Annotated in this window: 11 protein-coding genes; 1 reads left to right on the forward strand and 10 read right to left on the reverse strand. The window is 62.9% G+C overall.

Features of this window, described 5'->3' with window-relative positions:
* Positions 1 to 13: 13 nt before the first annotated feature.
* The 4 genes from SB772_RS06775 to SB772_RS06790 form a co-directional block, all read right to left on the reverse strand.
* The gene (locus SB772_RS06775) at positions 14 to 1,222 is read right to left on the reverse strand and encodes an acetyl-CoA C-acetyltransferase (protein WP_410832504.1); all 1,209 of its coding nucleotides are present in this window, start codon (positions 1,220 to 1,222) and stop codon (positions 14 to 16) included.
* Positions 1,215 to 1,991 carry a carbonate dehydratase gene (gene can / locus SB772_RS06780; protein ID WP_410832505.1) on the reverse strand — a complete coding sequence of 259 codons (777 nt, stop codon included), beginning with the start codon at positions 1,989 to 1,991 and terminating at the stop codon, positions 1,215 to 1,217. The genes SB772_RS06775 and can overlap by 8 nt, the downstream gene beginning before the upstream one ends.
* Positions 1,992 to 2,085: 94 nt before the next feature.
* Positions 2,086 to 3,933: a bifunctional isocitrate dehydrogenase kinase/phosphatase gene (gene aceK / locus SB772_RS06785; protein WP_410832506.1), complete on the reverse strand. Its 1,848-nt coding sequence runs from the start codon at positions 3,931 to 3,933 to the stop codon at positions 2,086 to 2,088.
* Between the two features lie 212 nt (positions 3,934 to 4,145).
* Complete coding sequence (locus SB772_RS06790; protein WP_410832507.1) at positions 4,146 to 4,550, reverse strand: MerR family transcriptional regulator; 405 nt, start codon at positions 4,548 to 4,550, stop codon at positions 4,146 to 4,148.
* A 167-nt stretch (positions 4,551 to 4,717) separates the two neighbouring features.
* Here SB772_RS06790 and SB772_RS06795 point away from each other — a divergent pair, with 167 nt between their 5' ends.
* Positions 4,718 to 5,788 (forward strand): MBL fold metallo-hydrolase, encoded by a 1,071-nt coding sequence (locus SB772_RS06795; RefSeq protein ID WP_410832508.1) that lies wholly within the window; start codon positions 4,718 to 4,720, stop codon positions 5,786 to 5,788.
* 97 nt (positions 5,789 to 5,885) lie between these two features.
* On the opposite strand, the gene SB772_RS06800 is transcribed toward SB772_RS06795, so the two are convergent.
* The 6 genes from SB772_RS06800 to argS form a co-directional block, all read right to left on the reverse strand.
* On the reverse strand, positions 5,886 to 7,472 hold the full coding sequence (locus SB772_RS06800) for an ABC transporter substrate-binding protein (protein WP_410832509.1): 1,587 nt from the start codon (positions 7,470 to 7,472) through the stop codon (positions 5,886 to 5,888).
* Positions 7,473 to 7,713: 241 nt separating this feature from the next.
* Positions 7,714 to 8,532, reverse strand: a complete 819-nt coding sequence (locus tag SB772_RS06805; protein WP_410832510.1) for a helical backbone metal receptor — start codon at positions 8,530 to 8,532, stop codon at positions 7,714 to 7,716.
* Between the two features lie 3 nt (positions 8,533 to 8,535).
* Positions 8,536 to 9,309, reverse strand: coding sequence for an SDR family oxidoreductase (locus SB772_RS06810; protein ID WP_410832511.1), 774 nt, complete (start codon positions 9,307 to 9,309; stop codon positions 8,536 to 8,538).
* Positions 9,310 to 9,325: 16 nt separating this feature from the next.
* Positions 9,326 to 9,961 (reverse strand): thiol:disulfide interchange protein DsbA/DsbL, encoded by a 636-nt coding sequence (locus tag SB772_RS06815; protein ID WP_410832512.1) that lies wholly within the window; start codon positions 9,959 to 9,961, stop codon positions 9,326 to 9,328.
* A 171-nt stretch (positions 9,962 to 10,132) separates the two neighbouring features.
* Positions 10,133 to 10,945 (reverse strand): SPOR domain-containing protein, encoded by an 813-nt coding sequence (locus tag SB772_RS06820; RefSeq protein ID WP_410832513.1) that lies wholly within the window; start codon positions 10,943 to 10,945, stop codon positions 10,133 to 10,135.
* Positions 10,946 to 11,016: 71 nt separating this feature from the next.
* On the reverse strand, positions 11,017 to 12,807 hold the full coding sequence (argS, locus tag SB772_RS06825) for an arginine--tRNA ligase (protein WP_410832514.1): 1,791 nt from the start codon (positions 12,805 to 12,807) through the stop codon (positions 11,017 to 11,019).
* Positions 12,808 to 12,894 lie beyond the last annotated feature (87 nt).

A 12,894-nucleotide genomic window follows, 5' to 3' on the forward strand; every position in this document is an offset into this window, starting at 1 on the left:
GTCCAGCAACGCGTCAAACCAGTTCGATACCCATCGCGGTCGCTTCGCCGCCGCCGATGCACAGCGTGGCGACGCCGCGCTTGCCGCCGCGCTTTTTCAGTGCGCCGATCAGCGTGACGAGAATCCGCGCGCCCGATGCGCCGATCGGATGGCCGAGCGCACATGCGCCACCGTTCACGTTGACCTTGTCGTGCGGTAAATGGTGTTCTTTCATCGCGGCCATCGTCACCACCGCGAACGCCTCGTTGACCTCGTACAGATCGACTTCGTCCGCGCGCCAGCCGTTCTTCTCGAACAGCTTGTGGATCGCGCCGACCGGCGCGGTGGTGAACTTCGCCGGCTCCTGCGCGAAGGTCGAATGGCCGACCACGCGCGCGATCGGCTCGACACCCAGGCGTTTCGCCGTCGATTCGCGCATCATCACGAGCGCCGCGGCGCCGTCCGAAATCGACGACGAATTCGCCGCCGTCACCGTGCCGGTTTTGCTGAACGCGGGCTTGAGCGTGGGAATCTTCTCGAGGTTCGCTTTGAACGGCTGCTCGTCGTGATCGATAGTGACTTCGCCTTTGCGGCTTTCGATTTTCACCGGTGCGATTTCCCACGCAAACGAGCCATCTTCGTTCGCGCGCTTCGCACGATTCAAAGACTCGATGGCGAACGCGTCCTGCGCTTCACGCGTGAAATCGAACGATGCCGCGCATTCCTCGGCGAAGGTGCCCATCAAGCGGCCTTTCTCGTACGCATCTTCGAGGCCGTCGTAGAACATGTGGTCGATCACCTGACCGTGGCCCATGCGCATGCCGCCGCGCGCTTTCGGCAGCAGATACGGCGCGTTCGTCATGCTCTCCATGCCGCCCGCGACGATCACGTCGACCGAACCCGCAGCCAGCATGTCGTGCGCGAACATTGCCGCGCGCATGCCGGAGCCGCACATCTTGTTGACGGTGGTGCTGCCGGTGCTCAACGGCAAGCCGGCGCCCAATGCGGCCTGACGCGCGGGTGCCTGGCCGAGACCGGCGGGCAGCACGCAGCCCATCACCACTTCGTCGATCTGCCCGGGCTTCAGGCCCGCGCGCTGCACCGCGGCTGCGATTACGACCGAACCCAACTGCGGCGCCGTCAGCGAAGCGAAATCGCCCTGAAATGCCGCCATCGGCGTGCGTGCCGCGGAAACGATCACGATCGGATCGGACTTTGTCTCGTTCATGTTTGTCTCACTCATGTTTTAGCTCCTTGATCACACCTTCGACGATCGCCGGCACATCGCCGAGCTGGGCCGCGTCGGCCGCGACCACGTCGTTGTCCGCCTGGTGCGCGCGGCTTGCCGACACTGCCGCGACGCAATTCTGATAACTCGGATCGAGCACGCCCGGCTCGCCGATCGTCATGCCGAGATTGCGCACCTTGCCGTCGTGCACGCCATATACCCAGCCATGCACCGTCAGTTCCTGGCCGCGCGCCCAGGCGTCGTTGACGATAGTGGTGCGGCACACGTTGACCACCTGCTCGATCGTATTCAGCTCGACCAGACGCCGATGGCGCGCTTCGCCGAGCGGCCATTCTTCGATCAGCGCGGCATGCTTGGTGCGCACGTCCTGCACGTGATGCAGCCAGTTGTCGGCCAGACCCACGCGACGGCCGTGCAGCGCCGCACCGACGCCGGAGCAGCCATAGTGGCCGACCACCATGATGTGCTTGACCTTCAGCAGGTCGACGGCGAACTGGATCACCGACAGGCAGTTCAGATCCGTATGCACCACCACGTTGGCGATGTTTCTGTGCACGAACACTTCGCCCGGCGGCAGGCCGATGATCTGATTGGCCGGCACGCGCGAATCGGAGCAGCCGATCCACAGGTATTCGGGCGTCTGCTGGTGCGCGAGACGCGAGAAGTATTCGGGGTCTTCGGACAGCTTGCGGGCCACCCACGCATCGTTGTTGTCGAACAGATGCGCGAGCGGATTGGGAAGGGGAGAAGCGTTTGTGTTCATAGTGCGTCTGGGCGGTGTCTCGACCGGTTGGCCGGCCGATGTCGTTACATAAGGTTCGGACGATGCATTCAAAGATGCGCGCGGCGCGCGATGTTCACGCCACGCGCACGGTGCGCCGGTCTGCTTGCAAACCCGAGGTCTCCGACGTATCCGATAGTGCGGCAACCGCATCGGCGAAGCGTTCCGGATAACGGATGCAAAAGCGCACGCTGCTCTCGTACGGGAAAAAGTCGGGCAGTTCGCCTTTCAGTAGATGATCCTTGTGCCGTTGCCACAACGCAGGATCGAAAAAGTCCGCGTGATGCCGCATGAAGGAATGGCGCACGCGTGGGTCGCCGAGCAAAAACGTGCCGTACGTTTCCGGGAAGATGTCGTGCGGGCCGACCGAGTACCACGGCTCGCTCGACATTTCGTCTTCCTCGTTACGTGGCGCCGGCACCGCGCGCACGTTGCAGTCGGTCAGATATTCGATTTCATCGTAGTCGTAGAACACGACGCGTCCGTGACGCGTCACGCCGAAGTTCTTGTACAGCATGTCGCCGGGGAAGATGTTCGCCTGCATCAGTTCCTTCACCGCGTTGCCGTATTCCTTGATGCCGTGATCGATGTCGTCCTCGGTGCCGTTTTGCAGGAACAGATTGAGCGGCACCATCCGGCGTTCGATATACATATGGCGAATCACCAGGTTGCCGCCGTCGTATTCGATCTGCGAGGGCACTTCCTTTTCGAGTTCGCGCACCAGCGCCTCATCGAGGCGCGAGACCGGCAACGCGACGCTCGAATATTCGAGCGTGTCGGCCATGCGGCCCAGGCGGTCGTGCCGTTTGACGAGCTGATACTTTTCCTTGATCTGCGCGCGGGTGGTTTCCTTCGGCGGCGGGAAGCTGTCTTTGATCAGCTTGAACACGTACGGAAACGACGGCAGCGTGAACACCAGCATCACGAGCCCCTTGATGCCGGGCGCGATGATGAACTGATCGCTCGAATGCGACAGATGGTGCAGCAGATCGCGATAGAACAGATTCTTGCCCTGTTTCTGCAAGCCGACCGACGTATAGATTTCCGCCTTCGGTTTGCCCTGCATGATCGTGCCGAGAAACTCGACGTACGCGGACGGCACTTCCATATCCACAAGGAAGTACGAATGCGCGAAGCTGAAGATGATCAGCAACTGGTCGCGTTTGAGCAGCACCGTATCGAGCGCCAGCAAACCCGGTTGCACATGACGCAGCGGCACCGCGAACGGCAGCAGCAAGTCGCCATTGATGATCCGTCCGACGATATACGCCGACTTGTTCCGATAGAACAGCGACGACAGCACGTGAATCTGGAAGTTGGGCGCTTCGTCGAAGACGCCGAACGCGTCGTGGATCGCCTGCATCACGCAACCGACGTCGCGCGTCAGGTCTTCGAATGGCGGCTCCAGCTGAAAGTTCGTGACGATGCGTTCGAGCGTCGCGGCAAGACCGTCCTTGCCGGGGTAATACGCTCGATAGGTCGGCTTCGCGGCCGGCTCGTCGTTCTCGAGGTATTCGGTCGAGATCGCCGGGCGCACGAAAATGAAGTCGTTGTTGAAATACGAGCGGTGCAGAATCTTGCAGCACACCGAATTGAAAAACGTCTCCGCGCACTCGGGTTGCCGGTGCGTGGTCAGCAGGCCGATGTAGTGCAGCTTGATCTGCTGCCAGATTTCGTCGTCGATGTTTTCCGCGTCGTACTCGTCTTCGAGCAGTTCGACGCATTCCTCGACGCGTTCGTCATACGAGGTGATGCGCTCGCGCGCGAGCTTCTGCAGGCCGTGCCAGTCGGCGGCTTCGAACAGTGTCTTGGCATGGATCGCGGCGTCACGAAAGATCCGGTAGTGCCGATCGAAGCCTTCGAGCATCGTCTGCGCAACGTCAAAGCCGATCTGCGACGACAGCAGTTTGGGGAAGTGATTCATGTCGACCGTGCATTCGTCCCTTGTCGTGAAGACACCCGGGATTGTATCGCCCGGGTGCGCCTGCGACGCATCGCGCCGCTCGGCTCGCGCCGTCGCGCATTCCGCGCGTTGCCCGGCGTTCGCCGACTTTCAGACTATCTCCGCTCAATGCTGCAGTTTGGCATGCCTTAATCGGCTTAACTTTCGGCAAAAAATATCGGGCTCGTGCCTGCTCATGCAGGCTTGGTTTCGCGTGCGCCGCTTTCGAGCAGCGCCTGCGCCTGGGCTTCGTATTGCGCGAGGTCTTCGAGCGTCGCGTTCAGGTCTTCCAGCTGACGTTCGAGTATCTCGCGATGCCGGGCCACCGTGGCGAGGAACGCGTGCAATTGCGGCACGGTATCGGTCGGCGATTCGTAAACGTCCAGCAGATCGCGGATTTCCGACAACGTGAAACCGAGCCGTTTGCCGCGCAACGTCAGCTTCAGGCGGGTTCGATCGCGGCCCGAATAGACGCGCCGCAGGCCGCTCGTTCCTTCGCGGCTCGGTGAGAGTAAACCCTGGTCTTCATAGAAGCGGATCGCGCGCGGCGTCACGTCGAATTCCCGCGCGAGCTCGGTGATCGTGTATTGCGTATTCATCGGGGCGTCCCGTGGCCGGGCAGAAAATCGGATTGAACGATAGAATCGACGTTTACGTTATCGTCAACTTGACCAGAACGCAACCACGACGCAAGCATGCCGCAACCATGCTGCCCGGTATCGCATACCCCGCCATGCCAGGCGACCGACGGAGGAAGACACCCGCAATGAATGCCCTCGAACATCAACTCGACTATCCGTTCAAAGACACCTTGCCCGAAGCGGGCCACGCGATGGAAGTCACGCCAGGCGTGTTCTGGCTGCGTATGCCGTTGCCGTTCGCACTCGACCACATCAACCTCTGGCTGCTACGCGATGAAATCGACGGTCAGCCAGGCTGGACGGTGGTCGACTGCGGCATTACGTCGGACACGATCAAGGAGAACTGGGAGAAAGTGTTCGACTCGGTACTCGACGGACTGCCGGTGTTGCGCGTGATCGTCACGCATTGTCATCCGGATCACATCGGCCTCGCGCACTGGCTCTGCGCGGGCGGCGACAAGAAGCGCTGGGACGTGCGGCTGTGGATGACGCTTGGCGAATACATGCAGGCCCGGGTGATGGCGGCCGGCGACGGCTCCAATGCGGGCGGCGAGGGCGCGGCGCGCCACTTCGCGCGGCATGGCGTGAACGATGAGGCGTCGCTCGAGAAGCTGCGCAATCGCAAGAGCTACTATTCGAGCCTCGTGCCGGCGATTCCCGGCCAGTATCGGCGGCTGCGCGAAGCGGATGCGGTGAGGATCGGCGGTAAAACGTGGCATGTGGTGACCGGTTATGGCCACGCGCCGGAACACTGCGCGCTGTACTGCGAAGAGACGGGCGTGCTGATTTCCGGCGACATGGTGCTGCCGCGCATTTCGACCAACGTGTCGGTGTTCGACATGGAGCCGGAAGGCTCGCCGCTCGCGCTGTACCTCGAATCGCTCGACCGCTATGAAACGATGCCCGAGGACACGCTCGTGCTGCCGTCGCACGGCAAGCCGTTTCGCGGCGTGCGCACGCGCATTACGCAATTGCGCGAGCATCACGACGCGCGTCTGGCCGAAGTGCGCGAGGCGTGCGCGCAGAAGCCGCAGAGCGCGGCGGACATCGTGCCGCTGATGTTCAGGCGCGAACTCGATATTCACCAGATGACGTTTGCGATGGGCGAGGCGTTGGCTCACTTGCATCTGCTGTGGCTCGCGGGTGAATTGAAGCGCACGCATGATGCGGATGGCGTGATCCGGTTTTCGACGTGATCACGTTCGTCGGTAGATAAAAAAAGCCCGGTGCTTTCGCAACCGGGCTTTTTTTGTGGTGTGGCTGACACCTGATGTACCGCTTTATTGCACCGTTTTACTGCACCGCCACAGTCGCAAAGCTTTGCCGTCCGAACGGACTCACGTGATAACCGCTCACGCTCGTGCGCGTGATCGCCGCGGCGGTCGGATAGCCCAGCGGAATCCACAGCGCCTGATCGTGAATGATCTGCTGCGCCTGTTCATACGCCTTCGCGCGTTTGGCTTGATCCGGCGTGGCCTTGCCGTCGGCGATCAGCTTGTCCAGATCCTGATCGCAGAAGCGCGCGAAGTTGATGCCCGACTTCACCGCGTTGCAGCTGAAGAGCGGCGACAGGTAGTTGTCCGGATCGCCGTTGTCGCCGGCCCAGCCCATGAACAGCGTGTCATGCTGGCCCTGCTTGGCCTGCTTGATCAGCTCGCCCCATTCGATCACCTTCACGTCGGCCTTCACACCGATCTTCGCGAAGTCTGCTTGCAGCAGTTCGGCGCCGGCCTTCGGATTCGGATTCAGCACGCTGCCGTTCGGACGCACCCAGATCGTCGTGTCGAAGCCGTTCGGATAGCCCGCGTCCGCGAGCAGTTTCTTCGCCTTCGCGGGATCGTACGGCCACGCCTTCACGCCCTTGTCGTAGCTCCACGTGTTTGGCGGATACGGATTGACGGCCGGCGTCGCGGTGTTGTCGAAGATCGCCTTCAGGTACGTGGAGCGGTCGAACGCCATGTTCAGCGCGGCACGGACCTTCTGGTTGTCGAGCGGCTTCTTCTGCGTATTCAGCGCGACGAACGCCGTCATGAAGGCGGGTGTCTGCACGATGGCGAGCGACTTGTCGCTCTTCGCTTCGGCGAGATCCTGCGGCTTCGGCGACAACGCGATCTGGCATTCGCCCGCCTTCACCTTCTGCGCGCGCACGGTCGCGTCTGGCGTGATCGCGTAGATCAGGCGGTCGATCTTCGGCTTCGGACCCCAGTAGGCCGGATTCACGTCGTAGCGGATCACCGCGTCTTTCGTGTAGCTCTTCAGCTCGAACGGACCCGTGCCGACCGGCTTCGAGTTCAGATCGACCTGCTTGCCGGCTTTGAGCAACTGGTCGGCGTATTCGGCGGAATAGATCGACGCGAAGCCCATCGTCAGGATCGACACGAAGGTCGCGTCCGGCGCGTTCAGTTCGAACTTGACGGTGTTGTCGTCGACCTTGCTGATGGCCTTGATCAGTTTCGGCAAACCCATCGATTGCGCATGCGGGAAGCCGCTCGCGCCCGCCACCTTGTGCCACGGATTGCTGTCGTTGAGCATGCGGTCGAACGTGAAGACGACGTCGTCGGCGTTCAGTGCGCGGGTGGGCTTGAAGTAGTCGGTGGTCTGGAACTGCACGTTCGGGCGCAGATGGAACGTGTAGGTGAGGCCGTCGGCGCTCACGTCCCATTTGTCGGCGAGCGCCGGCACCACTTTCTTCGCGGCCTCGTCGTACGAGACCAGCGAATTGAAGATCACGTCGGCCGACGCGTTGGTCGTCACCAGCGAATTGAACTGCACGACATCGAAGCCATCCGGGCTCGACTCGGTACAGACGGTCAGCGGTTTGGCGAGCACGAGCGCGGGCGCCGTGAACAGTACGGCGGCTGCGAGCAGTTTGAAGCGCATAAGATCTCCCATAACGAGCGCAGTCAGGCAGTGCGTCTGGTTGTGTGGTTATGTTCCGGTGACGGGCGACGGCTAGCCGGTGGCCGCCGTCTTTATTGTGATACGTTTCCGGCGCTGGCGCATGGTTTGGGTGCTGCGGTGCTGCATTACCGGCCAATCCCCGCGCGCCTCGGCCTTCGCGAAAGCTTATCGAAGGGTGGTTGCGGCGACAACAACTTAATCCACATATTCATATCCCACCTCATGCCGCAGCGGCGCGGCGCAGCAAATAGCCGATGCCTTCGATCGCGCGCACGCCGTACCACGACACCAGTTCCCCATCGATCAACTCGATGCGCTTGCCGGCCAGCCGCGGATCGCGTTTCAGCGCGTCGCAATGGGCCTGCGTGAAGCGATACGGCTCGCTGGAAAGCAGGATGCGGTCGACCTCGGCAAGCCACGGCGCGCGGTCGAAGTCCAGTGTGGGGTAGCGCGCGGCGCCTGCCGCTCCGCCGTGCACGTCAGGCAGTGTCCGCCAGTTCACGAGCCGCAGCATCGCGGCGATGTAGGTGTCGCGCGCGACCGTCATCCATGGTTCGCGCCAGATCAGATACAGCACGTTCTGAGCGGGGAACGCATGCGCCGCGGCTTCGCGCAGGCGCGCTTCGAGCGCCGCGCTCAAGCGCCGGGCTTCCTGCTCGCGGTTGAAGATCGCGCCGAGCAGCGTGTACAGCGAGAGATTGTCTTGCGGCGTCTGCGGATGGGTGACGACGATATGCGGCACGAACGCTCGCAACTGATCGACGGTATCGCGCTCGTTTTCGTCGATATTGACGATTAGATGGGTGGGGCACAACGTGCGAATCGCGTCGATATTTACGGCCTTGGTGCCGCCGACTTTGCGCACCTGCCGCACCTTGTCGTGCGGATGCACGCAAAAGCCCGTGCGCCCGACGATCTGCCTGTCGAGTCCCAGCGCGAACAGCAATTCGGTGATGCTCGGCACCAGCGAGACGATGCGCGCGTCTGCACTCGCCAATTCGTGCGCGACGCCGGCTGCATCGACCGCACGCGGCTGCATGTTTTACTCGGCGACGGCGCGGGGCTTGCGCGGCGCGCGTTCAAAGACGCGGTCGTAGAGCCAGCGCGGCAGTACGTGCAACAGCATGGCCCCGATGCGCATCTGCCACGGGAACACCGCGAAGGCGGTTCGCCGTTCGATCGCCTGCGCGACCTTGACCGCGAAGCGGTCGGCTTCCATTAGAAACGGCATGGCGTACGGGTTATGCTCGGTCATCGGCGTGTGGATGTAGCCGGGCGCGATGGTGACCACACCGACGCCCAACGGCCGCATTTCGACACGCAACGCCTCCAGATACTTGAGCGCCGCCGACTTCGATGCGCTGTACGCGCCGGATCCCGGCAAGCCGCGCACACCGGCCACGCTGGCGATACCGACCAGCGTGCCTCTCTTTGCCGCGACCATAGCGGCGGCGAACGGCTCGAAGGTGGCGACCATGCCGAAGTAATTGACGTCCATCACCTCGCGGAAAGTGCGCAGATCGCCGTGGCCGGTAACCGCGCCGCGGCTGATGCCGGCATTGGCGATCACGACGTCCGGCAAACCGTGTTGCGCGATGAACTGCCCAGCCGCTTCGGCGAGCGCCTCGGCGTCGCGGACGTCGACGGAATAGATGGAGACTGAGTTTTGCGGATGGGACTGCCTGAAGGCGGCGAGCGCGTCGCCGCGACGGGCAACGAGGCCGAGAATCGCGCCGCGCCGCGCATATTCGGCGGCGAGCGCGAGACCGATGCCACTCGATGCGCCGGTAATGAAAACCTTCAGAGGGGAACTCATTCCGGCGCCTTTGACGTTACATCTTCTTGGAGCGGACCTGCTGCACCAGGTAGTCGAGCACCTGGATCGTGCCCGGCAGGCTGTTGGTCGCAGCCGGACCGGTTTCATACTTGCCTTGCACAGCCAGGGTCGGTACGCCGTCGATCTTGTAATCTTCCATCAGCTTCTTGTCTTTTTGCAGCGCGCTTTGCGTCGAGAACGAGTTGTACGCGTCCATGAACTTCTTCGGATCGACGCCGTTCTTCGCGAGGAATTTGGCCTGATCTTCCGGTGTCAGCAGGTAGTTCTTGTTGACGTGGATTTCGTTGAAGATTTTCGGTGTGAGCTGTTGCGCGAGGCCGAGTGCGTCGACGGCGTGGTACAGCTTCGAGTGCGGAATGAAGTCGTCGCGGAAGGCGACCGGCACGCGCTTGAACACGACGTCCGGACCTTGCTTCTTGACCCAGGCTTCCAGGTACGGGTCGAATTCGTTGCAGTGCGGGCAACCGTACCAGAAGAATTCGGTGACTTCGATCTTGCCGGCCGGCGCGTCGGTGGTCTGCGGCGCCGACAGCACGGTGAAGTCTTTGCCGGACACCGGAGTGCTCGGCGATGCGTGCGCTGCGGCGACGAGGCCCAGCGAGAGGAACAGAATGCTCAGCAGTTTTTTCATGTCGTGTTGACCCAGGTAGGCGGTAAAGCGATGGCGCCACGCAAATGCCCGCCACTGCTTTCAAATTCGGCGTTAGACGTATCAGTTGTCTGTTGTGCTTGTGACTCGCGCCGCGCGCCGATAGTTCGGCGGCGGCGCGGTACAGCGAATCACGGTTTGATTATTGTTTGCTCATTGTTTCGTAAAGCGGATCACGGCGGTGTCCACACCCGCGTCAGACAGGCGCTGGCGGCTCGAATTCATGTCTTCGAACTTCGAGAACGGCCCGATGCGCACGCGATAGTACGTGACGCCGCCCGCATCGCGCTGCGTGACCTTCGATTCGAAGCCCTGGAAGGCGAGGCGCGCGCGCTGCTGCTCGGCATCGGCCACTGTCTTGTACGCACCCACTTGCAGGAAGTAGCCGGTATTGACATCGCCAGGCGCGGGGGCCGCATTCGAACCCGGCTTGATGTTGGCAACTGTCGTGGACGACGTGCCCTTCGGTGCCGACGTAGCCGCGGTGGCGGGTGGCGCGCTGCCGGCTTGCGGCTTCTTCGCCGGCGCGGCGGTGCCGTTTTCCTGCGCGGGTGTCGGCGCGACCGCGGTGCCGTTCGCATTGCCGTTTGCGCTACCGTTCGACGGCGGCACCTCGACGATCTGCGGTTCTTCCAGCATGCCCGACTGCGTCTGCGAGGTGGTCTGGCCTGGCGCGGTGTTCGGCGGCGCCGGCTGCGCGGCTTGCGGCACCGGCTGGCCCGGCGTCTTGCCTTGCAGCGGACGGTTCGGATCGTATTGCGGCTGGCTTGCGCCGGATTCGGACGCCGCCGGCGGCGCTACCTTCGCGACGAACGGCGTAGGCGCACGGGTGATGTACAGCGCCACCACTACCGCGATCGCAAGGCCGACGATCAGGCCCAGCACGATGCCGAGAAAAGTGCCCCCGGTTTGTTTCGATTGCTTTGTTGTGCGGCGTGGTTTTGCCATCGTATAAATCACCTGCAAAAAGAATCCTGGAACGGCCGCCGATTATAACGACGGCCGCGTGCGAATCGTGTCGGTACGCGCCGGAGGACTTACATCTTGACGGGAGCGGAGACGCCGATCGTTGCAAGACCGTTGGCCAGCACCTGGCGCGTGGCCGCGAGCAGTGCGACGCGTGCATTGCGCTCGGCCACATCGTCGACCAGCACGCGCTCGGCTTTGTCATTGTAGAACGAGTGGAATTCCCCGGCGAGATCGCGCAAGTAGAACGCGACTGCGTGCGGCGCGAGTTCGTCGGCGGCATGCTGCAGCATGTCCGGGAACTCGGCGAGCTTGTTCAGCAAGGCCATCGTGCGTTCGCTGGTGAGCGGCGACACGTCCACCCCGGCCAGCGTGCTCTCGTCCGTGTTGTAGCGCACCTTGCACTCGGCGATGACCGAGCAGATCCGCGCATGCGCATACTGCACGTAATGCACCGGATTTTCGTCGTTCTGCTTCAGCGCGAGGTCGATGTCGAACACGAATTCGGTGTCGGCCTTGCGCGAGATCAGGAAGAAGCGCACGGCGTCGCGGCCGCGGCGAATGGTCTCTTCGTCGATCAGATCGACGGCGGCTTCCGAGCCCGGCGTCGCGCCGCCCGACCATTCGATCAGGTCGCGCACCGTCACATAGCTGCCGGCGCGCTTCGAGATCTTCACTTCCTCGCCGTTGCGCATCACCGTGACCATCTTGTGCAGGATGTAGTCCGGATAGCCCTTCGGAATGCCGATGCCGAGCCCTTGCAGGCCGGCGCGCACGCGTGCGATCGTGCCGTGGTGGTCCGAGCCCTGGATGTTGATGACCTTGGTGAAGCCGCGTTCCCACTTGGCGACGTGATAGGCGACGTCCGGCACGAAGTAAGTGTAGGTGCCGTCGGTCTTGCGCATCACGCGGTCTTTGTCGTCGCCGTCGTCGGTGGTGCGCAGCCACAGCGCGCCTTCCTGTTCATAGGTCTTGCCGGCGGCGATCAGCGCCTCGACCGTCTTCTCGACGCGGCCTTCCTTGTACAGCGAAGACTCCAGATAGTACTGGTCGAACTTCACGCCGAACGCCTGCAAGTCCATGTCCTGCTCGCGGCGCAGGTAGGCGACCGCGAAGCGGCGGATCGCGTCGAGGTCTTCGATGTCGCGAGCGCCCGTGACGGGCTCGCCGTCGCTCGCGGCAACGGTGACGCCGTTCAGATAGTCTTGCGCGATCTCGGCGATGTACTCGCCGTTGTACGCCGATGCCGGCCAGCCGGCGTCGCCGGGAGCGAGGCCGCGGGCGCGCGCCTGAGTCGACACGGCGAGCGTGTGGATCTGCACGCCGGCGTCGTTGTAATAGAACTCGCGGTGCACGTCATAGCCTTGCGAGGCCAATACGTTCGACAGCGCATCGCCGAGCGCCGCCTGACGGCCATGGCCGACGTGCAGCGGCCCGGTCGGGTTGGCCGACACGAATTCGATCAGTACATGCTTGCCGGCATCGCGCTGCGAACGGCCGAACGCGTTCTTTTCGGCGAACACGGCGGCGATCACCGCCTGCTTGGCGGCGGCCGCGAGGCGCAGGTTGATGAAGCCGGGGCCGGCCACTTCGGCGGCTTCCACGAGCCCCTTGGCTTGCGGCTGCGCGAGCAGCGCGTCGACGATCTGTTGGGCCAGCTGGCGCGGGTTGGCGCGCAGCGGCTTGGCGAGTTGCATCGCCACGTTGCAGGCGACGTCGCCGTGCGCGGCGACTTTGGGACGCTCCAGCGTGATCGCGGGCGCAACGAACGTGGCTTCGCTCGCGCCTTGGGACGCTTGCGCAACTTGCTTCACCGTGTCGGCGAGCAGTGTTTCGAGGGTATGTTTATGTGCGGGCAGCATGCTTGTTGCGAGTCCAGTGAGGCAATCCGGTGATGCAGAGGAAGCGCCGGCCGCCGCGGCAGGCGCAGCCGATTCGTCAGAAGCGTG

Origin of the sequence: Paraburkholderia sp. SIMBA_030 (assembly GCF_046535245.1) — a bacterium.
In the GTDB taxonomy this organism is placed as follows: Bacteria; Pseudomonadota; Gammaproteobacteria; order Burkholderiales; family Burkholderiaceae; genus Paraburkholderia.

Bases quoted from the DNA above. Each gene is read 5' to 3' on its own strand.
- SB772_RS06775 (WP_410832504.1), bottom strand. From the start codon at position 1,222: ATGAGTGAGACAAACATGAACGAGACAAAGTCCGATCCGATCGTGATC.
- can (WP_410832505.1), bottom strand. From the start codon at position 1,991: ATGAACACAAACGCTTCTCCCCTTCCCAATCCGCTCGCGCATCTGTTC.
- aceK (WP_410832506.1), bottom strand. From the start codon at position 3,933: ATGAATCACTTCCCCAAACTGCTGTCGTCGCAGATCGGCTTTGACGTT.
- SB772_RS06790 (WP_410832507.1), bottom strand. From the start codon at position 4,550: ATGAATACGCAATACACGATCACCGAGCTCGCGCGGGAATTCGACGTG.
- SB772_RS06795 (WP_410832508.1), top strand. From the start codon at position 4,718: ATGAATGCCCTCGAACATCAACTCGACTATCCGTTCAAAGACACCTTG.
- SB772_RS06800 (WP_410832509.1), bottom strand. From the start codon at position 7,472: ATGCGCTTCAAACTGCTCGCAGCCGCCGTACTGTTCACGGCGCCCGCG.
- SB772_RS06805 (WP_410832510.1), bottom strand. From the start codon at position 8,532: ATGCAGCCGCGTGCGGTCGATGCAGCCGGCGTCGCGCACGAATTGGCG.
- SB772_RS06810 (WP_410832511.1), bottom strand. From the start codon at position 9,309: ATGAGTTCCCCTCTGAAGGTTTTCATTACCGGCGCATCGAGTGGCATC.
- SB772_RS06815 (WP_410832512.1), bottom strand. From the start codon at position 9,961: ATGAAAAAACTGCTGAGCATTCTGTTCCTCTCGCTGGGCCTCGTCGCC.
- argS (WP_410832514.1), bottom strand. From the start codon at position 12,807: ATGCTGCCCGCACATAAACATACCCTCGAAACACTGCTCGCCGACACG.